This window comes from Microbacterium hominis (assembly GCF_013282805.1).
GTDB classification, from domain to species: Bacteria; Actinomycetota; Actinomycetes; order Actinomycetales; family Microbacteriaceae; genus Microbacterium; species Microbacterium hominis_B.
Genome location: NZ_CP054038.1, coordinates 884,197 through 908,425, shown reverse-complemented (window position 1 = coordinate 908,425; position 24,229 = coordinate 884,197). Strand labels below are relative to the sequence as shown.

Annotated in this window: 21 protein-coding genes and 3 tRNA genes; 6 read left to right on the top strand and 18 right to left on the bottom strand. The window is 69.8% G+C overall.

The features are described from left to right. Window positions 1–120: 120 nt before the first annotated feature. From HQM25_RS03855 to HQM25_RS03840, 4 genes are all read right to left on the bottom strand, one after another. Window positions 121–194, bottom strand: a tRNA-Met gene (locus HQM25_RS03855). Window positions 195–228: 34 nt separating this feature from the next. Next, window positions 229–300, bottom strand: a tRNA-Thr gene (locus HQM25_RS03850). Window positions 301–365: 65 nt separating this feature from the next. After that, window positions 366–2,078: a M23 family metallopeptidase gene (locus HQM25_RS03845; protein ID WP_254359537.1), complete on the bottom strand. Its 1,713-nt coding sequence runs from the start codon at window positions 2,076–2,078 to the stop codon at window positions 366–368. A 182-nt stretch (window positions 2,079–2,260) separates the two neighbouring features. Further along, entirely contained in the window at window positions 2,261–3,076 is an 816-nt protein-coding gene (locus tag HQM25_RS03840; protein ID WP_172989043.1) for an inositol monophosphatase family protein, read from the bottom strand. 42 nt (window positions 3,077–3,118) lie between these two features. On the opposite strand from HQM25_RS03840, the gene HQM25_RS03835 reads away from it, so the two are divergent. Continuing rightward, on the top strand, window positions 3,119–4,729 hold the full coding sequence (locus HQM25_RS03835) for a phytoene desaturase family protein (RefSeq protein ID WP_172989042.1): 1,611 nt from the start codon (window positions 3,119–3,121) through the stop codon (window positions 4,727–4,729). 145 nt (window positions 4,730–4,874) lie between these two features. On the opposite strand, the gene HQM25_RS03830 is transcribed toward HQM25_RS03835, so the two are convergent. Continuing rightward, window positions 4,875–6,050, bottom strand: coding sequence for a hypothetical protein (locus HQM25_RS03830; protein WP_172989041.1), 1,176 nt, complete (start codon window positions 6,048–6,050; stop codon window positions 4,875–4,877). Window positions 6,051–6,205: 155 nt separating this feature from the next. Here HQM25_RS03830 and HQM25_RS03825 point away from each other — a divergent pair, with 155 nt between their 5' ends. Beyond that, window positions 6,206–8,323: a RecQ family ATP-dependent DNA helicase gene (locus tag HQM25_RS03825; protein WP_172989040.1), complete on the top strand. Its 2,118-nt coding sequence runs from the start codon at window positions 6,206–6,208 to the stop codon at window positions 8,321–8,323. Window positions 8,324–8,394: 71 nt separating this feature from the next. Here HQM25_RS03825 and HQM25_RS03820 read toward each other — a convergent pair. The 9 genes from HQM25_RS03820 to HQM25_RS03780 form a co-directional block, all read right to left on the bottom strand. After that, window positions 8,395–8,476: transfer RNA gene (locus tag HQM25_RS03820), tRNA-Tyr, on the bottom strand. 89 nt (window positions 8,477–8,565) lie between these two features. Continuing rightward, on the bottom strand, window positions 8,566–9,483 hold the full coding sequence (locus HQM25_RS03815; RefSeq protein WP_172989039.1) for a PfkB family carbohydrate kinase: 918 nt from the start codon (window positions 9,481–9,483) through the stop codon (window positions 8,566–8,568). Then, the gene (locus tag HQM25_RS03810; RefSeq protein ID WP_172989038.1) at window positions 9,480–9,980 is read right to left on the bottom strand and encodes an FBP domain-containing protein; all 501 of its coding nucleotides are present in this window, start codon (window positions 9,978–9,980) and stop codon (window positions 9,480–9,482) included. The genes HQM25_RS03815 and HQM25_RS03810 overlap by 4 nt, the downstream gene beginning before the upstream one ends. A 73-nt stretch (window positions 9,981–10,053) precedes the next feature. Beyond that, the gene (locus tag HQM25_RS03805) at window positions 10,054–10,956 is read right to left on the bottom strand and encodes a bile acid:sodium symporter family protein (RefSeq protein ID WP_172989037.1); all 903 of its coding nucleotides are present in this window, start codon (window positions 10,954–10,956) and stop codon (window positions 10,054–10,056) included. A gap of 334 nt (window positions 10,957–11,290) precedes the next feature. Continuing rightward, window positions 11,291–13,228, bottom strand: coding sequence for a glycoside hydrolase family 13 protein (locus HQM25_RS03800; protein ID WP_172989036.1), 1,938 nt, complete (start codon window positions 13,226–13,228; stop codon window positions 11,291–11,293). A gap of 150 nt (window positions 13,229–13,378) precedes the next feature. Beyond that, window positions 13,379–14,746, bottom strand: coding sequence for an alpha-amylase (locus HQM25_RS03795; RefSeq protein ID WP_172989035.1), 1,368 nt, complete (start codon window positions 14,744–14,746; stop codon window positions 13,379–13,381). Window positions 14,747–14,865: 119 nt separating this feature from the next. Continuing rightward, window positions 14,866–15,885, bottom strand: coding sequence for a sugar ABC transporter permease (locus HQM25_RS03790; protein ID WP_172989034.1), 1,020 nt, complete (start codon window positions 15,883–15,885; stop codon window positions 14,866–14,868). Window position 15,886: 1 nt separating this feature from the next. Then, on the bottom strand, window positions 15,887–17,512 hold the full coding sequence (locus HQM25_RS03785) for an ABC transporter permease subunit (protein ID WP_172989033.1): 1,626 nt from the start codon (window positions 17,510–17,512) through the stop codon (window positions 15,887–15,889). Between the two features lie 82 nt (window positions 17,513–17,594). Then, on the bottom strand, window positions 17,595–18,836 hold the full coding sequence (locus HQM25_RS03780) for a sugar ABC transporter substrate-binding protein (protein WP_172989032.1): 1,242 nt from the start codon (window positions 18,834–18,836) through the stop codon (window positions 17,595–17,597). 250 nt (window positions 18,837–19,086) lie between these two features. Between HQM25_RS03780 and HQM25_RS03775 the strand changes: the two genes are divergently transcribed. Then, on the top strand, window positions 19,087–19,575 hold the full coding sequence (locus HQM25_RS03775; RefSeq protein WP_172989031.1) for a YajQ family cyclic di-GMP-binding protein: 489 nt from the start codon (window positions 19,087–19,089) through the stop codon (window positions 19,573–19,575). A 213-nt stretch (window positions 19,576–19,788) separates the two neighbouring features. Beyond that, a complete protein-coding gene (locus HQM25_RS03770) occupies window positions 19,789–19,974 on the top strand; it encodes a hypothetical protein (protein WP_172989030.1) in 186 nt (61 codons plus the stop codon). Between the two features lie 263 nt (window positions 19,975–20,237). Here the strand turns inward: HQM25_RS03770 and HQM25_RS03765 are convergent, their stop codons facing one another. From HQM25_RS03765 to HQM25_RS03750, 4 genes are read right to left on the bottom strand one after another with little or no spacing between them, the layout of a single operon-like run. After that, the gene (locus tag HQM25_RS03765) at window positions 20,238–20,894 is read right to left on the bottom strand and encodes an NUDIX hydrolase (RefSeq protein ID WP_172989029.1); all 657 of its coding nucleotides are present in this window, start codon (window positions 20,892–20,894) and stop codon (window positions 20,238–20,240) included. Window positions 20,895–20,927: 33 nt separating this feature from the next. Next, entirely contained in the window at window positions 20,928–21,485 is a 558-nt protein-coding gene (locus tag HQM25_RS03760) for a phosphohydrolase (RefSeq protein ID WP_172989028.1), read from the bottom strand. Window positions 21,486–21,494: 9 nt separating this feature from the next. Beyond that, window positions 21,495–21,986 carry a 5' nucleotidase, NT5C type gene (locus HQM25_RS03755; RefSeq protein WP_172989027.1) on the bottom strand — a complete coding sequence of 164 codons (492 nt, stop codon included), beginning with the start codon at window positions 21,984–21,986 and terminating at the stop codon, window positions 21,495–21,497. Further along, window positions 21,983–22,588, bottom strand: coding sequence for a hypothetical protein (locus tag HQM25_RS03750; protein ID WP_172989026.1), 606 nt, complete (start codon window positions 22,586–22,588; stop codon window positions 21,983–21,985). The genes HQM25_RS03755 and HQM25_RS03750 overlap by 4 nt, the downstream gene beginning before the upstream one ends. A 62-nt stretch (window positions 22,589–22,650) precedes the next feature. Here HQM25_RS03750 and HQM25_RS03745 point away from each other — a divergent pair, with 62 nt between their 5' ends. Then, window positions 22,651–23,139 carry a hypothetical protein gene (locus tag HQM25_RS03745; RefSeq protein WP_172989025.1) on the top strand — a complete coding sequence of 163 codons (489 nt, stop codon included), beginning with the start codon at window positions 22,651–22,653 and terminating at the stop codon, window positions 23,137–23,139. 379 nt (window positions 23,140–23,518) lie between these two features. Next, a complete protein-coding gene (locus tag HQM25_RS03740; RefSeq protein WP_172989024.1) occupies window positions 23,519–24,220 on the top strand; it encodes an N-formylglutamate amidohydrolase in 702 nt (233 codons plus the stop codon). The last annotated feature ends 9 nt before the right edge of the window (window positions 24,221–24,229 follow it).

Below are 24,229 nucleotides of genomic sequence, written 5' to 3'. Positions count from 1 at the left end.
CGGTCACCCCGCAAACGCGGCCCCGACTGCACCGCTTACTGCACCGATCCATCCGACCCAGCCCGCTCGCGACGCGACTTCCAACGCAAAAACCCCCGGATAACCGGGGGTTTTCTTCTGTAGCAGGAGCGGGGCTTGAACCCGCGACCTCACGATTATGAGTCGTGCGCTCTCACCAACTGAGCTACCCTGCCGCACGGCATCCGCGTCGCGAACCGGATGTCTGCGAGCCCCGAGTCAGGATTGAACTGACGACCCCTTCCTTACCATGGAAGTGCTCTGCCACTGAGCTATCGGGGCGTGTCACCTTCAAGAAGGCAACTAGAAGAGGATACCAGAGCTTTGGACCACTTCTGAAACCGGGGTCATCCCCCGGCGTGCTGACGGAGCCACGGAATCGGGTCGATCGCCGTGGTGCCGTTGGCGAGGATCTCGAAGTGCGTGTGCGCCCCGTAGGAGCGTCCGGTGTTGCCGGTGCGGCCGAGGATCGTGCCCACGGTCACGTGCTGACCGGGCACCACCTGCAGCGAGCCGTACTGCATGTGCGCGTAGTGGCTCGAGACGAGCTGGCCGTCGATGATGTGGTCGATGATCACGTGCACGCCGTACGCGCCGCCGGCCTGCGTCGCCTCGCGCACGACACCGTCGGCGATCGCCTGGATGGGCGACCCGTCGCCGGGCGTGAAGTCGACGCCCTCGTGCATGCGGCCCGAGCGCATGCCGAAGCCGTAGCTGATCGGCACGCCGACCGCGAAGGGCCACTGGATGGCCGCGGTCGGGTCGTTGACGAAGAAGTTCGAGGTGTTGCGGATGCCCGACGCGGCGGCGATCTCGGCCATCGTGACGGTGCCGTAGTTCTCGCTGCGGGTGAGGTCGGCGCTCTCGGTGCCGGCGGGTGCGACGTAGGCCTGGATGTCTTCTTCGTCGATGCCGGAGCTGACATCGCCGGCCAGCAGCGACGTGGTCGCGTCGGTGCCCTGCACGGCGGCGACGGCCTCGGCCGGAACGGTCATGCCGACCGCCATCAGGCCGACGATGCCCATCACGCCCACCGAGAACGACGTCGCGGCGATGCGCTTGAACGTCGTGCGCGTGCGCATGCGGGGCGGGGCCTGGTGCGCGGAGTCGCCGTCGGCGGCATCGGCTGCCTGCGGTGCCGTCTCGTCGTCGGCCGGCGCCGGGGGTGCGTCGGCCGGCTGCTGCACGGGAGTCTGGCCGGTGAAGGAGAAGAGCTTGGCCGCGGCCTCGAACTCGTCGACGTCGGATGCCGCGCGCGGCGTGTGCGGGCGGACGGGCTCGTCGACGATGGGCTCTTCGGCGGCCGGGATCGTGGCGGCGGGCTCGGGGGCGCTCACCGGCTCCGGCGCGGCGACCGGCTTCGACGCCGCCACGGGCTCGGGAGTGTCGACGACCGCTGCGGCCGGCTCCACCGGGACCGGTGCGACCGGCTCGGGGACGACGACCGGCTCGGGTTCGATGAGCTGGAAGGGCTCGACCGGCGCCTGAACGGCCTCGGGAAGGCTCGGTTCGGCCGTTTCGTGCACGACCGGAGCGACCCGGCTGCGACGCGAACGCAAGAGCGGAGGCTGCTCGGGCGCGACCACCTCGCGCGCGATCTCGACGACCGGCTGCGCCTCGGTGAGGGGCTCGACCTCGACCTCGTCGAGCGCCGGCACCGGCAGCACCGCCTGCTCACCGCTCGCGGGAGCGCGGCGCGCGCGGCGCGAGAGCACCGGGGGCGCAGGCTCGGGGACGACGGGCACAGCGGGAGCGGCCGGCTCCGCGGGAGTGACCGGCGCCGCGGCGGCGGGTGCCGGCGAGACGATCTCAGGGGCGACGACGGGGGCGGGCTCGACGTCGGGAACGTTCGATGCCACCGGGCCGGCGGGCGCGGCATCCATCTTCGTCTCGACCGGCGTCACGTGGGCCTCGCGACCCCAGACCACGGCCGGACGCGTGGGCACTTCGCCCGTCATCCGCCGCCGCAGCTGCGCACGCGACTCGCCCTGCTCGACCGGCGCCTGAACAGGCGTGGGAGCGGTGCGACTGCTTCGGCGCGTGCGCGCCGGCTCAGCCATGGGGGAGTCGAAAGGCAAAACGGAGACAGGCTCTCAGATCGAGGCGCTCGGGGGGAAAGCACCAGGTCGGACAGTCGGGCGAAATCACGCACTGCCGTTCGGGCGACAGTGGTAACGATCGGGTAAACCCTACCGGGGCACGGCTGGGAATGCCATGTACACGCCCATCCTGTGGAAAACGATCATCGCGGTGCCGTGCCGTTCGCAGAGGCGGCCGCGAAGAGCCGGTCGAACAGGGCCGGTCCGGCCGCGACGAACAGCCCGCTGCGCGCGCCGGGCGAGGGCGCCGGCCCGGCGACGACACCTCCGGCCTCCTGCACGAGGAGGGCGCCGGCGGCGTGGTCCCAGGGCGACAGTCCGCTCTCGAAGTAGCCGTCGAGGCGACCCGCGGCGACATAGGCGAGATCGAGGGATGCCGCGCCCATGCGCCGCAGATCGCGGGCGATCGGCATCACCCGCGCGACCCGCGCGAGGTCGCCCGCGTGCGTGGTGGGGTCATAGCCGAATCCCGTGCCGAGCAGCGCTCCGGCGGGCGTCGGCTCCGCGTTCACGGCCAGACGCCGACCGTCGAGCCAAGCGCCTTCGCCCCGCGCGGCGTGGAAGAGCTCGCCCATCGCGGGGGCGAACACCACCGCCGCCTGCGCCTCCCAGCGCCCAGGCGCCGGATCGCCGGTCACCGCCGCGATGCTCACCGCGTAGGTGGGGATTCCGAAGGCGTAGTTCACCGTGCCGTCGATGGGGTCGACCACCCACGTGATGCCGGTCGTGCCGTGCTCGGCGCCCGACTCCTCGCCGAGGAAGCCGTCTGCGGGCCGCAGCTCGGCGAGCCGCGCGCGGATGAGCGCCTCGACCTCGCGATCGGCCTCGGTGACGATGTCGGCGAGCGCGGACTTGGTGGCCGCGATCGCGACACCCTCGGTCCGGCGCCTGCGTGCGAGGTCACCGGCCTCGCGCGCGATCTCGATGGCGAGCGACTGCAGTTGCTGGGGTGTGGTCACCCGTCCACGCTAGCGGCGCCGCGCCCGGGTTATCTTGTGGGCATGACCGCCGCCGCTCCCCCCGCCGCCCACGACGTCGTGATCATCGGAGGCGGCCACAACGCCCTCGTCGCCGCGGCCTACCTCGCCCGTGCCGGGCGCAGCGTGGTCGTGCTCGAGCGCCTCGATCACGTCGGCGGCGCCGCCGTCTCGGAGCGGCCATGGGCCGGGGTGGATGCCCGCCTGTCGCGCTACTCGTACCTCGTGAGCCTCCTCCCCCGCCGCGTGATCGACGACCTCGGCCTGTCGGTGCGGCTGCGCCGCCGCCGCATCTCCTCGTACACGCCCGATCCCGGGGACCCCTCGCGCGGCATCCTCATCGACAACGGGGATGCCGCCGCCACCGCCGCCTCATTCCTGCGCACCACGGGCGATGCGTCTGAAGCCGCCCGGTTCGCGGCGTTCGGCGAACGACTCGCTCCGCTCGCGCAGGCGCTGTTCCCCACCGTGACGGAACCGCTCGCGCGGCGCGCGGAGGTGCGCATGCGGCTCGGCGACGACGCCCTGTGGCACGACGTCATCGAGGCGCCGCTGGGAGGGATGCTCCGCCGGGCCCTGCGCACCGACCTCGCTCGCGGCATCGCCCTCACCGACGGACTCATCGGCACCTTCGCGACCGCCGATGACGAGAGCCTGCGCCAGAACCGCTGCTTCCTCTATCACGTGATCGGCGGCGGCACCGGCGACTGGGACGTGCCGATCGGCGGCATGGGCCAGGTCACCGCAGAGCTCGAGCGCGCCGCGCGCGAGTCCGGCGCGGAGCTGCGCACGAGCGCCGAGGTGGCCTCGCTCTCCCCCGACGGCGAGGTCGCGCTCGTCGACGGATCGCGCGTGCACGCACGCGTGGTGCTGAGCGGTGTCGGGCCCGCCGTGCTCGACGGGCTGCTGTCGGCAGCCGGGGCGGCGGGTGCGGCATCCACTCCCCCGGCCGGCATCGGCGCCGACGCGGCGCCCGAGGGCGCGCAGGTGAAGGTGAACATGCTGCTGCGTCGGCTTCCGCGCCTGCGCGATGGCAGCGTGGCGCCGGAGGCGGCGTTCGCGGGCACCTTCCACATCAACGAGACGCTCACCCAGCTCGACCGCGCGCACGCGGAGGCCGCCGCGGGCGGCATCCCCGATCCGCTCCCGGCCGAGATCTACTGCCACTCGCTCACCGATCCATCGATCCTCGGGCCGGCGCTGCGCGCCGAGGGCGCCCAGACCCTCACCCTCTTCGGGCTGCAGACGCCGCATCGGCTGATGGCCGGAGCGGATCGGGATGCCGCGCGCGCCGCACTGCTCGAAGCGGCCCAGCGCTCGCTCGACGCCGTGCTCGCCGAGCCGCTCGCCGACTGCCTCTACGAGGCGCCGGACGGCACGCCGTGCATCGAGGCCCGCACGACCGCCGACCTCGAGGAGTCTCTCGGCATGGTCGCGGGCGACATCTTCCACGGGCCGCTCGCGTGGCCCTGGGCGGCAGACGACGAGCCGCTGGAGACCCCCGCGCAGCGCTGGGGCGTCGGCACGGCGCACGACCGCGTGCTGCTGTGCGGGTCGGGCGCACGCCGCGGCGGTGCGGTCAGCGGCATCGGCGGGCACAATGCGGCCATGGCCGCGCTGGAGCTGCTCGGCTGAGCGGACCGGGCGCTCGGGCTGCGGGCGCGGCGCGGGCGGTCTATGGGCGCCGGGAGCGTTGCGGGCGCGCGAGCGTTGCGGGCGCCGCCGGCCCTACGGGCGCCGGGAGCGTTGCGGGCACGCGAGCGTTGCGGGCGCCGCCGGCCTACGAGCGCGGGGGCAGCGGCGGGGGCGGCGGGTAGCCCTCGTAGCCCGAGGGAGGCTGCGGTGGCGCCGGCGCGGGCTGCGCGCGCTCCGGCTCAGGCGCAGGCGCGGGCGCCGGCTCGGCGGCGGGCGCGGCCTCCGGCTGCTGCGCGGCCGGGTCGGCGGCGGGCTGTTCAACGGCCGGCTCCGCGTAGGGCGCGGTCTCGGGCTGTTCCGCGGCCGGCTCGGCGGCGCGCACGCCCGGGTCGGTCTGCTCCGCCTCCCACGCCAGGCCCGCATCGGCCGGCGTCTCTTCGGCGGCGGGGAGCGGCATCCCGATCACCTGCGCCCCCTCCGAGGGGTAGCCGGTGTAGTACGCGCCCCAGTCCGGAGAGCCGTCGGGCATGATCGGCAGCGGCGTGACGCCGTCGTAGTACGTGGGCCACGGGAGCAGCTCCTGCTCGAGCGCCGTCTCGATCGCAGGCGCCGCGGCCGCCGTCTGCGCCCCGGGAGGCGGCCACGACGTGTAGTCCGGCGCAGGCACCGGCGCGGCCACGCGCTCCCGACGCGGAGCGAACAGCGCGTTCACGAGCGGGATCAGCGCGGTGCCGACCGCGGCGAGGATCGACACCGCCACCACGATGCGCCAGTAGATCTCGGCGAAGGTGAAGAACTCGCCGACCATGAGGGGCACGATCACCAGCGCGGCCAGGCCCACGACGAGGGCGATCGTGGCGATGGCCACGACCTGGGTGAACGGGGTCACGTAGCGCTGGAACGCCTTCGTGTACAGGCGCAGGTGCAGCAGCACGAGCTGCAGGATCAGCACGATGAGGAGGAACTGCACCGTGCGGGTGAAGCCGCTCCAGGGGAAGCGCTCGGGCATCCAGATCATGACCGCGCCGATGAGGAGCGCGATGATCCAGGAGGCCATGCTCGCGAGCGCGAACCAGCCGGGCCGGCGGGGTGCGAGATGCGCGTCGAGCAACGCGACGCCGGCGAAGCCGACCAGCAGCAGGATCGTGAGGAACGCACGCCCGACGATGCCGTTCTGGTTGCCCACGAGCACCCACACCACGCACACGAGCGCGGCGGCGATGAGCGCGCCGATCGCGACCCAGATCGCCGCGCGGAACAGCGGCGACGGGGCAGTCGAGTCGGCCGCGGGAGCCGGCGAGTACGGGTCGGGCACGGTCATGGCGATCCTCTCTCTCGCGGGGCGCGGCCCGCATGAGCCATCCTGGCACGGGCGCGGCCGATCCTTCCCAGGCCTCTCCATATCGTTCGCAGCTCGTGCCCCGCGCGGTGGCCACGCGCTTCGTCATGTCGGCGGGGTGAGGGAGAGTGGTCCCCATGACTGCGACCACGACCCTGCGGGCGCAGGCGCTCGATGCCCTGCGCTCCCTCGTCGGCTCCGACGGCGCGGACTTCCACGACGGACAGTTCGAAGCGATCGAGGCCCTCGTCGACGACCGGCGGCGAGCGCTCGTGGTGCAGCGCACGGGATGGGGCAAGTCGGCCGTGTACTTCGTCGCGACGCTGCTGCTGCGCCGACGCGGGGCGGGGCCCACCGTGCTGGTCTCGCCGCTGCTGGCGCTCATGCGCGACCAGATCGCGGCCGCGCGCCGGGCGGGAGTGCGCGCGGTGGCCATCAACTCGACCAACGCGCACGAGTGGGGCGAGGTGCTCGCGCAGCTCGAGCGCGACGAGGTCGACGTGCTGCTGGTGTCGCCCGAGCGGCTGAACAACCCGTCGTTCCGTGACGAGCAGCTGCCGCAGCTGGTCGCCCGGATCGGCCTGCTGGTCGTCGATGAGGCGCACTGCATCAGCGACTGGGGCCACGACTTCCGGCCGGACTACCGGCGGCTTCGCGACCTCATCGCGCGCACGCCCGCCGGGGTGCCCGTGCTCGCGACCACGGCGACCGCGAACAGCCGGGTCGTGGCGGATGTCGCCGAACAGCTCGGCGGACTGGAGCGGAGCGCGGACTCCGCCGAGGTGCTGGTCATCCGCGGGCCGCTCGCGCGCACCTCGCTGCGGCTCGGCGTGCTGCGGCTGAGCAGCGCCCCCAGCCGGCTGGCGTGGCTGATCAGCCACCTCGACGACCTCCCCGGGTCGGGCATCATCTACACGCTCACCGTCGCGGCCGCGAACGACACGGCGCGCCTCCTGCGCGATCGCGGATTCGACGTGCGCGCGTACACCGGTCAGACCGATCCCGATGAGCGGGAGGAGTCCGAGGCGCTGCTGAAGGACAACCGGGTGAAGGCCCTCGTGGCCACGAGCGCTCTCGGGATGGGCTTCGACAAACCCGACCTCGGCTTCATCGTGCATCTGGGCGCACCCTCGTCGCCGGTGTCGTACTACCAGCAGGTGGGGCGAGCCGGGCGCGCGACGGCGTCGGCCGACGTGCTCCTGCTCCCGGGCGTCGAAGACCGCGACATCTGGCACTACTTCGCCACGGCATCCATGCCCGACCGCGAGCGCGCCGAGCGCGTGCTCGCGGCCCTCTCTGCCTCGGCGAAGCCGGTGTCGACGCCCGCGCTCGAGGCCGTGGTCGACATCCGCCGCACGCCCCTGGAACTGCTGCTGAAGGTGCTCGACGTCGACGGGGCGGTCGCCCGCGTGCAGGGCGGATGGATCGCGACGGGTCAGCCGTGGACCTACGACGAGGACAGGTACCGCCGGATCGCCGCCGAGCGCATCGCCGAGCAGCAGCACATGCTCGACTACGAGCAGACCGAGGGTTGCCGGATGGAGTTCCTCCAGCGCTCCCTCGACGACGACACCGCGATCCCGTGCGGACGCTGCGACAACTGCGCGGGCCCATGGTTCCCGACCTCGATCCGCGAGGATGCGACGGATGCCGCGTCCGTCGCCCTCGATCGCGTCGGAGTTCCGCTCGAACCGCGCCGGCAGTGGCCGACGGGGGCCGACAAGCTGGGCGTGCCCGTGCGAGGCCGCATCCCCGCCGGCGAGCAGGCCGACGAGGGACGAGCCCTCGCGCGCCTGACCGACCTCGGCTGGGGAGGAACTCTGCGCACGCTGTTCGCCGCGGGCGCCCCGGATGCGCCGGTCGCCGCGAACGTGCTCTCCGCCTGCGTGCGCGTGCTGGCCGACTGGGGATGGGACGAGCGCCCGGTCGCCGTGGCCGCGATGCCCTCCCGCGGCCGACCGCTGCTCGTCGACACGCTCGCGCGGGGCATCGCCGAGATCGGGCGCATGCCCTTGCTCGGCACCCTCGATCTCGTCGACGGGGGGCCGACCGGCCGGCCCGGCGGCAACAGCGCCTTCCGGCTCGCGGGCGTCTGGGGCCGGATCAGTGCCGCGAACCTCGAGGTCCCGCAGGGTCCGGTGCTGCTGGTCGACGACCTCGTCGACAGCCGATGGACGCTGACGGTCGCGGCGCGCGAGCTGCGCGCCGCCGGCGCGACCCGCGTGCTGCCGTTCGCGCTCGCGATGCGCGGCTGACGCGTCGCGAATCCGGCCGGCGGAACGACGAAGGGGCCCCGCGTCGCGGAGCCCCTTCGTCGTTCGTTTTGTGGCGAGTGAGGGATTCGAACCCCCGAAGTCGAAGACGGCTGATTTACAGTCAGATCCCTTTGGCCACTTGGGTAACTCGCCAGTGCGCACCCGCCCAGCTTTTCCAGTCGACCGGAGGCGCGATCAACAATCCTACTCTGTCTTTCGGCATGCTCGAAATCGAGGCCGGATCACGTGCCGATCCGGTCGAGATCGAGGTCTGCGAGGGCCGACGGCAGGCGCAGCAGGGCGCCTTCGAACCGGCAGGTTGCCGCCGCGGCATCCATCGCCTCGGCCAGCACCGCGGACCAGCCGTCGGGGTTGGCCGGACGGTCGCGCATCCACCCCGCGAGGGTCGCCGCGAACGCCGCGTCGCCCGCGCCCATGGTGTCGACGACCCTGCCGGGCAGCGGCGAGATCGGCCGCGTCACGACCGACCCCGGTGTCTCGATCGCCGCGCCGCCGGCGCCGTATGTGGCGAGCACCGCACCCGCGCCGAGGTCGATGAGCCGTGCGCGCAGCGTGTCGAGCGGGGTGCCGTAGAGGAGGTCGGCGTCGTCTTCGCCGACCTTGACGATCGCCGCCTTCGGCACGAGTCCTTCGAAGCCGCGCACGAACGCCGCCTTGTCGCGCAGCATGCCGGTGCGCGGGTTCGGGTCGATCGCGTAGGGGGTGCGGGTCGCGGCGAGCGCCTCCCCCAGCTCGGCGGTCTGCTCGCCGTCGTCGAACGCTACGCAGCTGATGGCGACGACGTCCGCCGCGGCGAAGGCACCCCGCACGTCGTCGCCGTAGCGGATGCGCCGCTTCTGCGACGCCTCGTTGAAGTCGTAGGTCGGCTCGCCGGCCCCGCTGCGCGTGCTCACCGCCCGGGCGGTGCCGAGCGGTGACGGGGTCGCCAGCAGGGTGACGCCGAAGTCCGCGAGGTACGACCGGATGTGCGCTCCGGCATCGTCCTCCCCGACCATGGCCACGAGCGCGGTGCGCAGCCCTAGCCGCGCCATGCCCACGGCGACGTTCAGCGCGGCGCCGCCGACGAACTCGCGCACTCCCCCGTCGTCGCGCAGCTCGTCGATGAGCGCGTCGCCGACGACGACCGCACTGCCGGTCATCGCCGGGATCCCGCCGTCTCGAGCACGCGGGCGACGAACGCCTCGGTGCGGCGCTTCGTGCCGTCGATGCGCATGTCGACGCTGGCGCGCACCTCGTTGGGCGCGAGAGGCGCGGCCAGGCGCACGTTCTCGTGGCACGACAGGTCGGCGCAGATGTAGGTGCCGACCGTGTCGCCGTGCTCGCCGGCGTCGCCGGCCTTGCGCGCGCTGAACATCGACACCTGGTCGGCGGGCTGCGTGGTGTGGCAGAGGTTGCACATCGCCGATCGCACCCGCGGCGTGCCCTCGGCCGCGCGCATCACGATGCCGCGGGGCTCGCCGTCGATCTCGGCGATCATGTACCCGCGACCTCGTGTGCGGGGATCGCGCCAGGCGTAGAAGTCGAGATGATCCCAGTCCGCGAACAGGAAGTCCCCGGGCAGCGTCACCAGGCGCAGGTCATCGGCGGTCGCGTTCACGAACGATGAACGCACGTCGTCTTCGGTCAGGGGTCGCATGAAGCCTCCTCGCCGTCTCCGCCCAGTGTACGCACGGGCGGAGACGGCGGGCGCGGCATCCCGAGCCTGACGATCAGGGTGCGGCGGTCGCCTCGGATGACTGCTCGTCGAGCGACGTGGATGCCGAACCCGGCCTCTCGCGGATGAGGAACCCGAACCCGAAGGCGATCAAGAACATCAGCACGCCGTACACGGCGGCCGGGAGGCCGAGCTCGACGGAGCCGAGTACGGTCTGTGCGATCACGATCGCGAGGGTCGCGTTGTGGATGCCGATCTCGAATGACGACGCGATCGCCTGGCGCGTGCCCACGCGCAGCAGCCGCGGAACGAGGTAGCCGATCGACAGGCTGATGAGGCAGAACACCACGGTGATGAGCGAGAGCGTGGCGGCGTTCTCGACGAGCAGCGCCCAGTTGGAGGCCACGGCACCGGCGATCACGACGATGAGGATGATGACCGAGGCGATGCGCACCGGCTTGTCCATCGCGTCGGCGAAGCGCGGCTGGAAGCGCCGCACGAGCATGCCGAGCGCCACCGGAAGCAGCACGATCGCGAACACCTCGAGCGTCTTGGCCCACTGGAGCCCCAGCTGGTCGTCGAACGGGTTGAAGTAGAGGATCGCGAGATTCGTGATGACCGGCAGCGTGAACACGGCGATCACCGAGTTCACCGCAGTGAGCGAGATGTTGAGCGCCACGTCTCCCCGGAACAGGTGGCTGTAGAGGTTCGCCGTCGTGCCGCCCGGCGAGGCCGCGAGCATCATCATGCCCACGGCCAGCACGGGCGGCAGCTGGAACAGCAGCACGAGTCCGAAGCAGATCGCGGGGAGCACGATCAGCTGACACAGCAGTGCGATGATCACCGCCTTCGGCTGCTTGAGCACCCGGGAGAAGTCGCCGAGGGTGAGACTGAGGCCCAGACCGAACATGATGATGCCGAGGGCCACGGGAAGGCCGATGGTCGTCAACGCTGACATGGCACTCAGTGTGCACCACGCCGCGACCGGGCGTCAGGCGCCTGTGGATAACCCGGCGCCGTCCCAGCCGAGGCGCCGCGCTGCCCAGCGAGTGGCCGAGATCAGGTGATCTGCCGCACACAGGTCGATATGGCGCTGAAACAGCCTGCCTACGCCGGATCACCTGTTCTCAGCAAAGGGGCAGCGGCTGGCCGGCAGGCACCGCGCGGCGCCAGCGACGGCTGCGACGCTGCCGAGAACAGGTGATCTACCGCACACAGGACGATATGGCGCTGAAACAGCCTGCCTACGCCGGATCACCTGTTCTCAGCAAAGGGGCAGCGGCACCCGAGCGCTACGCCTCCACGACGCCGCGGGAGACCTCGTCGGCCGAGCTGGCCGCAGGCCACGCCGGCGCCTCCACCCCGGGCAGCGCCCAGGCCGCGAACACCGGCCCGTCGGCCGAGAGCAGCACCGCGCCGTCGGAGGCCACGGCGAGCGTGGCATCCCCGAACAGCGGCTCGGCAGCAGCGGCACCGTGCAGCGCACCCGGCGCCAGCTCGACGTCGACGTCGCCGCGGGCCGCGACGACGAGCACCGACTCGGAGGCCGCTTCCCGCACGAAGACGATCGCGTCATCGGAGACGTGCAGCCACCGCATGCCGCCGGTCTGCAGCGCCGGGTGCGCACGGCGCAGTCCCACGAGGTCGCGGTACAGCGCGAGGCGCTCGGCCACGGCCGGGTCGCCCTCGGTGCCCCACGGCATCGGGGTGCGGCTGGCCTCGCCGTCGACTCCGGTGAGGCCGAACTCGTCGCCCGCGAACATGACCGGAAGCCCCGGCAGCGCCATCGACAGCCCCACCGCGACCGGGATCGCGCCGGGGGCGGCGTTGGTGGCGAAGCGTCCGCTGTCGTGGCTGTCGAGCGCCTGCATGTTGCCCAGGCGCACGCGCCACGGGATGCCGGCGGTGAACCGCACCACCGCGTCGGCGAACTGTCGCGCGGTGTAGCGCGGGATGCCACCGATCGGCTGCCCGAAGAACCAGGGCTGGGTGACCTCCTCGCCCTCCCCGGTGAGGTACGGCTCGAATCGCGGCTCCGACAGCCACGCCCAGAGCGGACGTGTGAACGACGTGTACGTCATCGCCCCGTGCCAGCCGTCGCCCTGCAGGTCGCTGATCGCGTCGTTCGTCGACTCCCCCAGCAGGATCGCCTCCGGGTTGATCTCGAGCATCGTCTCGCGAAGCAGCTGCCGCACCTCGGCGTTGAGGTCGACATCGCCCAGGCGCCCCGTCATGTTCGCCACGTCGATGCGCCAGCCGTCGGTGGCGAACGGCGGCTTCAGCCACTTCGCGACGACCGAGTCCTCGCCCGAGATGAACCGCTCCCGCAGCGGCTCCGACTCCCAGTTGAACTTCGGCAGCGTCGGAGTTCCGAGCCACGACACGTACTCCGTGTTCGCGTCATCGGTGAAGTAGTAGTAGCTCTCCGTCTCGGCCCCGGGATTCCCGAGCGCCGCCTGGAACCACTCGTGCCGGTCGCCGGAGTGGTTGCTCGTGAGGTCGCCGATCACCCGGATGCCGCGGGCGTGCGCGGCCTCGATGAGCCGCACGTACGCCTCGTCGCCGCCCAGCAGCGGATCGACGCTGTCGAAGCTCGACGCGTCGTAGCGATGATTGGATGCCGCGGGGAACACGGGCGTGAGATACAGCAGGTTCACCCCCAGGCCGACGAGGTGGTCGAGCTTCTCGGTGATGCCGTCGAGGTCGCCGCCGTAGAACTGCTGCGAACGCCCGGGCATGACCGGATCGACAGGGTCGCCCCACTCCGCGGCGATCGCCCACTCGGGCGTCTCGTGCTGGTCGGCCTGCGCCGAGCGCGCGAACCGGTCGGGGAAGACCTGGTACATGACGGCATCCCCCATCCATGACGGCGGGGCGGGGTGGGCGACGAGGGCGAAGTCGTCGGCGTCGACGGTCTCGATGCGGTGGATGCCGGCCTGGTTCAGCCACTCCACCGTGCCGTCGACGTGCTGGAGAACCCAGCGGTAGCCGTGGCGGCGGTTGCGCACGGCGATCGGGGCCGCCCACCAGTCCCAGCCGTCGTGGGTGCCGACGTGACGGGCGACGGACCACTCCGGCTCGTGGTCGGGGTTGGAGCGGGTGCCGACGGCCGCGAGCGGGCCGTAGCCGGCGGGCACGCGCAGGCGCACGGTGACGATCTCGCCGAGCTCGGGAGCGTCGTTCGACACGTACAGCGGAGAGCCGTCGTGGTGAGGAAGCAGGGTGGTCATGGTCTGGCCTTTCGTGGAGACAAGGCGGCAGTGCCGCCGGATGCGACGTGGTTGCACGGCCGCGACCATGACAGAGCCCTTGAGTTGTTGTTCAGTTGTGCGTCTCGATGATGCCACGCGTCGCCGACATCGGCGCCGTCGCGGCAACGGTCAGGGGCGCGAGCCCACGTGGATCGCCACCGCGCTGCGCGGTTCGAGCTCGACCGTGACGGCGCCGTTCTCGACCGTGTAGGTCGCGCCGCGGCATCCACTCTCCTCGGCGGCCTCGCGGCCACCGCTGATGACGTCGCAGTACTCGCCGGCGGGCAGGCTCGTCGGGATCGACAGCTCCTGAGGGCCGGCGCCCACGTTCACCGCGACGACGCCACGGCCCTCGCGCTCGAAGCCGTAGGCGTCGCCCTCCTCGACACCCTGCAGGCGCGGCGCGTCGCCGACCTGGGCACGGAACTCGAGCATGCCGGCGATGGCGGGCCAGGACTGCACGCAGGTGCGGTGTCCGTCGGTGTAGGTCGCCGCCGGCTCCACCTCGGGCGCGCACGTCGCCGGCAGCACGCGGTTGCCCTGCGACGGCGCTCCGGCGTCGCGGTCGCTGAACGCGTAACCGGAGTACACGACGGGGGTGCCGTAGTCGTCGGCGAGCATGAGCGCATTCGCGATGACGTAGAGGTCCCCGTTGCGGTAGGTCACCTTCGCCTCGCCGCGCTCGGTGTCATGGTTGTCGACGAAAACGATCGCCGCATCGCTCGGCACGTGCAGGGGCCGGTCGCCCTCGAGCTCCGGATCGGTGAACACGCCGCTCTCCAGGGGCGGGGTGAGGTCGCGCGCGTAGGTGAACTCGAACACCTCGCCGAACGCGGTGTACTCCTCGGGCTGCACCGGCTCGCCGCCGCCGCGGATCACCTCGCTGAGCACCCGCGTGCCCGCGGGAAGCCCGGCGACGATCGCCGCGACGTCGTCGGCGGCCATGTGCTTGGCGGCGTCGATGCGGAAGCCGGCGACGCCGAGCGAGAGCAGATCGTCGAGGTAGGCCGCGATCGTGGCCTGCACCGTCGGGCTGGCGGTGTCGAGGTCGGCGAGGTTCACGAGTTCGCAGGTCTGCACCTGCTCGCGGGAATTGTAGTCCTCGATGTCGTCCTGCGAGGTCAGCCCGCAGTGGTGGAAGTCGTCGAACCCGTAGAGCCCCGGGTACTCGTAGTGGTCGTACGTGGACCCCGCGACGCCGATGCCCGCGGCATCCTGACCCGTCATGTGGTTGACGACGGCGTCGGCGATGATCTCGACGCCCACCGCATCGCAACGCTCCACCATCTCGGCGAACTCCTCGCGGGTGCCCAGGCGCGACTCCACGAGGTAGCTCACCGGCTGGTACGAAGTCCACCATTGCTCCCCCGCGATGTGCTCGTTCGGGGGCGAGGTGAGCACCCAGGCGAAGCCGTTCGGGGCGAGGGTGGTCTCGCACTCCTCGGCGATCGAGTTCCAGGGCAGCTGGAAGAGTTGGATGCCGGCATCCGGCGCCACCGGTTCCGGGCGCCCGGCGCGGAGCAGCCGGCCAGCGCGGTCGCGAGCGTCGCGGCGAGGAACGCCGCTGCTCCGGCCGACAGGCGTCGTCGGCCGGAGCGCGCGTGGCGAAGCATCCCCTACTTCACGCTTCCCGCGGTGAGACCGCCGACGATGTAGCGCTGCAGCGCGAGGAACAGGCCCACCGGCAGGATCGCAGCGAGCACGGCGCCCGCGGCGAAGATGCTCCAGTTCTGCGAGAACTCGTCGGAGATGTACTTGTAGAGGCCGACCGCGAGGGTCTGCTTCTCGGGGTCGATGAGGATGATGCTCGCCAGCACGAACTCGCTCGAGGTGCCGATGAACGACAGGAGCCCCACGACCGCGAGGATCGGGGCGACCAGGCGCAGGATGATCGTGAAGAAGATGCGCGCGTGGCCGGCGCCGTCGATCTTGGCCGCCTCGTCGATCGACGAGGGCACGGTGTTGAAGAACCCGTACATGAGGTAGGTGTTCACCCCGAGCGCACCGCCGAGGTAGACCATGATGAGGCCGATCTGGCTGTTCAGGCCGATCGCCGGGAAGATGTCGCCGATCGCCACCATGAGCAGGAAGATCGCGACCATCGCCAGCATCTGCGGGAACATCTGCACGACCAGCAGGGTCGTCAGGCCGAACCGCCTGCCGGTGAACCGCATGCGCGAGAACGAGTACGCGGCGAGCGCGCCGAGGATCACCGTGCCCGCGGCGGTCACGAGGCCGATGACCAGCGTGTTGACGTACCACGCGGCGTACGGCTGGCGCGGCGACGAGAACAGGTCGACGTAGCTCTCGAAGCTGAAGTTCTGGAACAGGCCGTTCGCCGTGAGCAGCGTTCCCCCGGGGTTCAGCGATGCCGACAGCACGTACAGCAGCGGGAAGATCGCGAAGGCGCCCGCGGCGAGGCCGATGAGGTGGCGCCAGCCCGTCTCGCGGAAGTACCGCTTGAAGGGACGACGGGGCTCCTGGCCCTCGCCGCGCACGCCGCCGTCGTCGTGGGTGTCGGTGTTGTCGAAGCCGGCGATCGGCGCACGTGTGGCGATCGCCGCCTCGGCCCGGCCGACCTGGCCGCCGAAGCTCTCGCGGGTCGAGGTCTCGTCTGAGTCGTGGATGTTGCTCATGTCAGTTCAGCTCCTCGAGGGCCTTGGTGCGTCGGAAGGCGATGATCGAGATCGTCGCGACGAGGATGAAGATGATGATCGAGAAGGCGCTCGCCAGGCCGTAGTCCGCCGTCGATCCGACGAAGGCGACCTTGTAGACCATCGAGATGAGGATGTCGGTGGCACCGACGTTGACGCCGGCCGTGGCATCCCGCGGTCCGCCGCCGGTGAGCATGTAGATGAGTGTGAAGTTGTTGAAGTTGTAGGCGAAGGATGCGATCAGCAGCGGCGCGACGGCCACGAACAGCAGCGGCAGCTTGATGCTGCGGAACACCTGCCATGCGGTTGCGCCGTCGACGCGGGCCGCCTCCTGCAGCTCGTCGGGAATCGACTGGAGGGCGCCCGTGCAGATGAGGAACATGTAGGGGAAGCCCAGCCACAGGTTCACGAGCAGGATGCTGAACTTCGCCAGCCACTCGTTCGTGAGCCACGGGATGTCGGCGCCGCCGAAGAGCACGACGTTGATGAAGCCGAACTCCTGGTTCATCATTCCGGCCCACACCAGCGCCGAGAGGAACCCGGGGAAGGCGTACGGGAGGATCATCACCAGCCGGTAGTACTTCTTCGACTTCATGCGGGGATCGTTGAAGACGATCGCGAGGAACAGGCCCATCACGAAGGTCGTGAACACCGACAGGAATGCGAAGACGAACGTCCAGATGAGCACCGCGAAGAAGGGTGCGCGGATGGATTCCTCGGAGAAGGCGCGGATGAAGTTGTCGAATCCGACCCAGATCTGCCAGCCGGGGCGCAGCTCGGTGCCGTCATCGGCGACGAAGGCGCCGGTGCCGATGTCGCTGTAGACGACGCCGGTGCGGGTGTCGGTCATGGTGTCGGCCTGCTCGTCGTAGACGAGGTTGGAGAGGTAGACGTAGGCCGACGAGCCGTCGGGGGTGCGGAGGGCCCCGTCGTTGGGGTCGTCGGTCAGCGGCACCGCCATGTCGGCGATGACCTGCTGGTTCGCGACGATGTCCGCGAAGCTGAGGGTGTTGTGGGCGGGAAGGCCCACGGCCTTGCCGCCGTCCATGTCGGCGTTGTCGACCGGCTCGAGCGGGCGCTCGTCGCCGCCGATGGAGACATCGCCGTCGGGGTCGGTGACCAGGAACGAGAACTCGCCGAGCTGCTCGACGATCGTGAGCCCGTAGGCGGGCGAGTCGGGCACGCGCTCCTGCGCCGACAGCAGCAGCGAGTTGACCGCGCTGTCCTTGTCGCTGTTGTGCCCGGTGCCGTAGTTCGTGAACGCGACGTAGCCCGTGTAGAGCGCGGCGAACACCTGGAAGACGAAGAGGAAGATCAGGCCCGGGATCAGGTACTTGGCGGGCAGGTGTCCGCGGCTGAAGTAGATCCAGTTGGCGAAGGCGGTGACCGCGACCACGATGCCGGCGGCGACCCACTGCTCGCTCTGGAGCAGCACGAGCACGCTGTAGACCGCGATGGCGTCGATGATGCCGAGGGCGATCACCTTGACGAGGAGGACCTTCCATCCTCCTGACGCGGCTTCCGCCATGCGCGCTGCGCTGGCCGAGCGCTTCGCGCGGGTCTTTTCGGCCGCGGTGCTCTCGCGGTCCTGAGTGGTCGGTGTCGTCATCACGATCCCCTGGTTTGGAGCGAACGGGAGATGACGACGGGGCGACACCCTGAGCGGATGCCGCCCCGTCGTCGATCGAGACTTACTCGATGGCGCCCTGGACGTCGGTGGCCATCTTGGTCCACAGCTCGGCGGGGTCACCACCGTTGATGATGGCGGCCTCGGTCACGCCCCAGAACTGCCACACCGAACCCATCTCGGGGATCGAGGGCATCGGCACGGCGTTCGCGCCGACCTCGCCGAAGCCGGCGACGATCGGGTCGCTCGCGACAGCGGCGTCGAACGCGGCGGTCAGAGCCGGTGCACGGCCACCCACCTCGTAGAGAGCGGTCTGCACCTCTTCGGAGCCGAGGTAGTTCACGAGGAACTCGTTGGCGGCGAGACGGTTCTCGCTCTCCGAGGAGAGGAAGAAGCCCTGCACACCCGCGAACGGCTGGGCGTCGCCGCCACCGGCCGAGGGGATCGGGTCGACGGCGAGGTTGATGCCGGCGGCCTCCGCGTCCGGCACGTTCCACGGGCCGGTGAGGAAGTACGGCGACTTGCCGGTGTTGAAGTTCTCCTTGGCGAGGTCGCCGGTGATGTTCGTGTTGAGGATGCCGGCAGCACCCTGCTCGCCGAGCCACGTGGCGAACTCCTGGCCGCCCTCGTTGCCGATCTGCAGGTCGTCGGCGTTGTAGCTGCCGTCTTCGTTGTTGCCGAAGACCGGAGCGCCGAACGACGTCTGGAACGGGTACAGGTGGTACGGGTCGGCAGCCTCGGGGTCAAGGCCCACGAGGAACTCGTAGTCGACGCCGGCGGCGGCACCCTTGGCGATCATGTCGTCGTAGTCGGTGGCGACCTCCGACACGAGGTCCGTGTTGCGCAGCAGCGCGATGTTCTCGATCGCGTAGGGGACGGCGTAGGTCTGGCCGTCGTAGGCCCAGGCCTCGACCGCGACCTCTTCGAAGTCGCCGGCCTTGTCGCCGAGCTCGACCGGAGCGACCACGCCGTTCTCGACGAGCACGCCGAGCCAGTCGTGCGCGCCCACGGCGACGTCGGGGCCTTCACCGGTAGGAACCTGCTGGACGAACTGGTCGCGGATCTCGCCGAATTCCTTCTGGACGAGGTTGACCTCGACGCCGGTGGTCTCGGTGAAGTCTGCGGCGGCCTCTTCGAGGACGCCCGCGCGGTCGGCGTCGACCCAGACCGTGATCTCGCCCGAGAAGTCCGCTGCGGGGCCTTCGGTGTCATCGCTCGAGCCGCCGCTGGCGCAGCCGGCGAGGGCGAGGGTGGAAACAGCGGCGATCGCGCCGAAAGCGACGATGCTCCTCTTGTTCACCTTCATTGGTGTGTGCCTCTCTTGTGCTGATGGTCCCGGCCTTGGAGCTGGGGAGCACCCGAAGACCGTTCTTCGCGCTCACAGGACTGCAAGCGCTTACAGTTCTACCTCACCCGCGCATATAACGCAATCGCAGGCTTCTGAAGCGATATCAGGCCGTGATCTTGATCGCATCTGTAATCGCTTGCAGGAACCGCGCAAGAACGCGATGCACGCCGCCCCGCCGGCATCCACCTGCCGGACTAAACTTCCTCGCATGGCAGATTCCTCGTTCGACATCGTCAGCAAGATCGACCGCCAGGAGGCCGACAACGCGCTCAACCAGGCGCGCAAAGAGGTCGAGCAGCGCTACGACTTCAAGGGCACCGACGCCTCGATCGCGTGGAGCGGCGAGGCCATCCTGATCAAGGCGAACTCCGAGGAGCGCGCCAAGGCCGTGCTCGACGTCTTCCAGACCAAGCTCATCAAGCGCGGCATCTCGCTGAAGAGCCTCGAGTCGGGCGAGCCGCAGCAGAGCGGCAAGGAGGTGCGCATCACCTCCACCCTCAAGGAGGGCATCTCGCAGGAGAACGCGAAGAAGATCGGCAAGATCATCCGCGACGAGGGCCCCAAGTCGGTGAAGTCGCAGATCCAGGGCGACGAGCTGCGCGTGCAGTCGAAGTCGCGCGACGACCTGCAGGAAGTCCAGCGGCTGCTGAAGGCCGCGGACCTCGACGTCGACCTGCAGTTCGTCAACTACCGGTAGCACAAGCCCTCTGATCAGGGTTTTATTGGTTTCAGTCCGCAGGGAGTCCGCAAGAGTCCGCAGAGTCGGGTTGCCGGGAATCATCCCGCCTTGTCCTTCTTCTGGGGACCGCGTCAGGCGGGAAGGGTTGAGGCGATGGCGGACCAACTCGGAGTTGGTTGACCCTGCCGATTCCCCATCCTCCCGTGTTGGTTTCAGACCACTGCAAAGCTAATGGCGTGGCTGGCGGCTCGGGTGACGAAAAACTGGATCGTCGGGTCGATGAAATCGACCGTACTGAACGGCGACTTTCTCGCAATTCGGGAGTCCGAAGTCGATCGACTGCTCATCTACGCCGCAGCGGCAGGCGCCGCAATTACCCGGGACGATGCCATCATCGACCGCTTGGGTCCCCACTGACGTGCGCCTGACCTGCGCCATGGCTCCCCACTCCCCGGCATGTCGTCGGAGTACTTGTTTCGACAGTCGCCCTCGGGTCAGGGTCGAAGTGCAGACTGAACAACCACACTCACGACAACGCGACCGACCTCGCCGCCAAGAGTTGACTCAGGCGAATCCGACCGCGCGGCCAGGTTCGCCCAAGTGGTTGCCGCACCCGAGAAGAATGCCTCCCGACGTAACGCCCCGAAGAGTCCTGCACTTCGAGGGATCCAGGGGCGACACTATCGGCTGCGGTACAGCTCCGCCGGCCTCCCCCGACCTGCGCGGGAGAACTCCCCCGTCGACTCGAGTCCGTCGAGCATCGAGCGGCGGAATGTGTCGGGCAGCAGCCGCTCCCCCAGCACGGCCTCGTGCAGCTCGCGCAGTTCGCGCATCGTGAAGGGCTCGTCCAGCAGACGCGCCGGGTCGGGCATCCGGGTGTAGTCGGCGCGGAGCGCGGCGACGGCGAAAGCGACGATGTCGTCGTGGTCGTACTTGAGGTGGGGCAGGTCGCCAAGCGGCACGAGGCGGGTGCGGTCGGACGCTGCGAGCCTGTCGGCGCGCGCCACGTCGAGGTGGGCGACGCTCACCACGCGGCCGCGGTCGTCGCGATCGACGGCGTCGAACACGTGCAGCTGACGTGGACGTATCCCGTCGACGCCAGCCTTCTCACGGAGGGAGCGGAGCACGGCCTCCGCGAGAGTCTCTCCGTCGTGGAGGAAGCTTCCCGGCAGCCGCCATTCCTCGGCCCCGCCGCGCACGGCGTCGTTCGTCAGGGTCAGCAGGACGCAGAGCTGGCCATCCGTGACGGTGAGCAGCGCGGTGTCGACGGCGACAGACGGCCGCGGATACTCCTCGAGCGTGCGACCGCGGCTGTCTCGGTAGGGGCCATCAGCCACGGAGATATCCGCTCGCTTCGGCACCAGGGCCGTTCATTCCGTCGACCCGTAGACTGCCGGCGCTCCGAATCGGAACGCCGCGCTCGCGCTGATCTCCGTGTGGCTGGGCCAGCCGAGCCCGAGCAACGCGAGCGCGTGTTCGTACTTCTTCCGTAGCTCTTCGCGCTTCTCCGGGTCGAGCTGCGCCACGCGCGCAGGTTCGGTGTTGTGGGTGATGTCAGCGAACTTCACCGCTTTCGCGGCCGGATGCGCCGCGATCCGGTGGTAGTAGTCGTCGCCGCCTCCACCTTCGGGGCGGGTGAGAAGCTCGACCACTTCGATGATCTCGGGGTGGATGTCGGCCAGCAGCAGGCGGTCGGCCGTCACGTCGGTGTCTTCGATCACGTCGTGCAACCACGCGGCGCAGTGTTCGACTGTCTGGGCGATCGGGTCGAAGTGCAGGCTGACCGCGGCCGGGTGATGGATGTAGTCGACGCCGAGCTTGTCGACCTGGCCGGTGTGCGCGGCGACAGCGATCGCTTGGGACCGGGCGGCCTGCAGCATCCGCTCGTGATCTGTGAATTCCGCGATTGGGCGGGTGATGGTTGTCATGCGGGCTCCTTACGCTCGGGCGAGCAGGTAATCAGTGACGGCCTTCCAGTCAGGGAACTCGTCGCTGCCGAAGTGCACGAACTCACCCTGGAAGCCATCGGCACCGTTCTTGTCATGCCTGTCGTCGACGAGGAAGTCACCGCGGTTGAGGTCTTTGTGGTGCGACAGGATCAGCCGCTTGTACGCGGGCGAGCCCTCGTCGAGGCCGAGGTGGAGGTGCACCCACTCGATCTTGTGCTGCCAGGCCGAGGGGTTGTTCCACGGCGCGGTCGACAGGATGTAGGTGTCGAACTCCTTCGCGAGAGTGCGGAACGACTCGATGGCGTCCTTCACCGGAGGCATCACGGCGAAGATCCCGGGGATCTCGTCGGCGCGCTTCTCGTAGGCCGCAAGGATCGCGGGGTCGATACCCTTCAGCTTCGCCGCGAAGTCGACGAGGGTGTTGTCCATGTCGATGTACAGGATCTTCTTGGTCTTGCTCACGTTCTCCCCTTCGGTCATGCTTTGATCGCTTGCAGTTCGAAGCCCTCAGGCAGCCCGCCGCGCAGCCACGACCACATGATCGCACCGACCTCACCGGTCGTGCGGATCACATCCGGCCGCGCGTAGAGCGCCATCAGGTGCCCGTTGCGGCGCACTTCGCGACGACGCGGCGGCAGCCAGCGACGCGTACCGGCGCGGGTCACGCGGCGGGCGAAGCAGTCGGGGCCCGGGATGCCGTTGACTTCGACGATCCAGCCGCCTTCGACGCGCAGGCACTGCGCCCACGTCCACCCATGCGTGCGGCGCGCGACCGCCCACTCCCCGATGTCGGCGAGGGTCGCAACCTTTCTCGCCAGCTGATCGGCGCCGCCGATCGCGTTCTCAGGGTGGCCGAATGGGCACCACATCACGGGGGCACTCGGCTTCGCCGATGTGCGCACCCATTCCTCGATCTCTTCGACCAGGCCGGTCTCGGGCGGCGCGACAGTCGAGTCGTCGACAGTGGGCATCAACTCGATCCTCGGCGCCGCCTCGGGCGCAATTCGGGGCAGCCATCTCGTGCTCATCACGTCATCTCCTTCTTTCAGTTCTATTTTACGCAATCTTGCGTTAATTCGCAATTGTTGAGATACTGGTTATGGATGATTAGCGCGCACGTGCGTGAAATCCGGAAGGAGTGTCGATGGCTGGGGTGGATGAGGTGGTGACGGTCTATCGCGAGTGCCCGTGGCGGGAGAAGCACGGCGCCGACTGGGACGACTGCGGGAGCGAGGAGTCACGCAAAGTCGACGCGTTGCTGACCGACGACATCGTGCTGAGACGCGCGGATCGCGCGCGCATCGCCGCTTTCCGAGCGTTCGCGGAACGCGGCCTGCCGCCGCAGTCACTCTCTCCGAGCACGATGCCTGTGCGTCTAACGGACGGCCCGATGCCCTGGGCCTTCTACGAGTCGCTCCCGTGCGCCGACGACTCCTTCGTCGGCATCACGCTGCGCGTCCCACTCGAAGGCCGAGACCGCGAAAGCAGCCGCCTCGAGCTCTGCGACTACGCCATCTACGCTTGCGTGTCCGATGCCCCGGTGCGCGGAGCCTGGCGCTTCCACTTCGCCGGGATCGAACCGGCGAAGACCCAACTGGACGCCCTCTTCGGAAGCGCAAATGGAGATGGATGAGATGCAGCGCGACGGCAGAGCGTGTCGGTCCAGGTTTTGAACGCGCCGAGCCTCTCGACGCCACTGCCCGCTGCCCCTGTCGGAGCTTGCGGCTATCGTGGGGTCGGCCGCTTCTGGAAGGAGCACATGATCGAGCCCGACACCCTCGCCGAAGGCGCGATCTGCCCGGACTGCGGCACCCCGGATCCCTGGCAGATCGCATACGGCCTGTTCAGCGACCCCCCACCGGCCGGGGTCATCGCGGGGGGATGCGTCATCGAGCCAGGAGCCACCGCGTGGCGCTGCTCATCGTGCCACCTGCAGTGGGGGTCTGTCCGAGGTCAACCAACCAGCTCTGACCGCGCACGTGCGGCTCGCGGACGCCACGTCGACCTCACCCGTGATCGTGCACGCGCCACATGGGGGAACAGTCATCCCCCGACGCCACCGCAGCGCGTTCACGATCGATGACGACGAACTCACCACGGAGATCGGCGCGCTCACCGACCATCAGACCGACACGATCGCGTCCGGGATCCGCGGAGTCAGCCGCGTGATCAACCGACTCTCGAGATTTGTGGTCGATGTGGAACGGTTCGACGATGACTCCGAGGAGATGAACGCGGTCGGCATGGGAGTGCTCTATACGCACGGAACCCGCCGGCAGTCGATCCGCGACTCCGCCCGAATCTCCGCCCCCGAACTGTCACAGTTCTACCGAGCCTACGCGGCCACCGTGGAGCGCCTGACCGCGAACGCGCTCGCCTCCCACCGACGGGCGCTCATCATCGACATCCATTCGTTCCCCCGCGATCCGCTCCCCTACGAGTTGCATCGCGACCAGCGACGCCCCCAACTCTGCCTCGGCTACGACCCCTTCCATGCCACATCCGCGCTCCGCGACGCCGTAAACGAAGCATTCAGCGGGTGGGAGATCATCGCGAACGAGCCGTTCCAGGGGGCATACGTGCCGCTGGCGTTCTACCGGACAGAGCCGCGGGCGCAAGCCGTGATGCTGGAGATCCGGCGGGACATGATCGCCTCCGCCGCGGCCATCGCCGACATCCGGTCCCGCGTGCAGTCCCTCGCGAGTGCCTTCTAGGGTCGGGAC

Coding starts and splice junctions, on each gene's coding strand:
- HQM25_RS03845 (WP_254359537.1), bottom strand. CDS start 2,078: ATGGCTGAGCCGGCGCGCACGCGCCGAAGCAGTCGCACCGCTCCCACG.
- HQM25_RS03835 (WP_172989042.1), top strand. CDS start 3,119: ATGACCGCCGCCGCTCCCCCCGCCGCCCACGACGTCGTGATCATCGGA.
- HQM25_RS03830 (WP_172989041.1), bottom strand. CDS start 6,050: ATGACCGTGCCCGACCCGTACTCGCCGGCTCCCGCGGCCGACTCGACT.
- HQM25_RS03825 (WP_172989040.1), top strand. CDS start 6,206: ATGACTGCGACCACGACCCTGCGGGCGCAGGCGCTCGATGCCCTGCGC.
- HQM25_RS03815 (WP_172989039.1), bottom strand. CDS start 9,483: ATGACCGGCAGTGCGGTCGTCGTCGGCGACGCGCTCATCGACGAGCTG.
- HQM25_RS03810 (WP_172989038.1), bottom strand. CDS start 9,980: ATGCGACCCCTGACCGAAGACGACGTGCGTTCATCGTTCGTGAACGCG.
- HQM25_RS03805 (WP_172989037.1), bottom strand. CDS start 10,956: ATGTCAGCGTTGACGACCATCGGCCTTCCCGTGGCCCTCGGCATCATC.
- HQM25_RS03800 (WP_172989036.1), bottom strand. CDS start 13,228: ATGACCACCCTGCTTCCTCACCACGACGGCTCTCCGCTGTACGTGTCG.
- HQM25_RS03790 (WP_172989034.1), bottom strand. CDS start 15,885: ATGAGCAACATCCACGACTCAGACGAGACCTCGACCCGCGAGAGCTTC.
- HQM25_RS03785 (WP_172989033.1), bottom strand. CDS start 17,512: ATGACGACACCGACCACTCAGGACCGCGAGAGCACCGCGGCCGAAAAG.
- HQM25_RS03780 (WP_172989032.1), bottom strand. CDS start 18,836: ATGAAGGTGAACAAGAGGAGCATCGTCGCTTTCGGCGCGATCGCCGCT.
- HQM25_RS03775 (WP_172989031.1), top strand. CDS start 19,087: ATGGCAGATTCCTCGTTCGACATCGTCAGCAAGATCGACCGCCAGGAG.
- HQM25_RS03770 (WP_172989030.1), top strand. CDS start 19,789: ATGGCGTGGCTGGCGGCTCGGGTGACGAAAAACTGGATCGTCGGGTCG.
- HQM25_RS03760 (WP_172989028.1), bottom strand. CDS start 21,485: ATGACAACCATCACCCGCCCAATCGCGGAATTCACAGATCACGAGCGG.
- HQM25_RS03755 (WP_172989027.1), bottom strand. CDS start 21,986: ATGACCGAAGGGGAGAACGTGAGCAAGACCAAGAAGATCCTGTACATC.
- HQM25_RS03745 (WP_172989025.1), top strand. CDS start 22,651: ATGGCTGGGGTGGATGAGGTGGTGACGGTCTATCGCGAGTGCCCGTGG.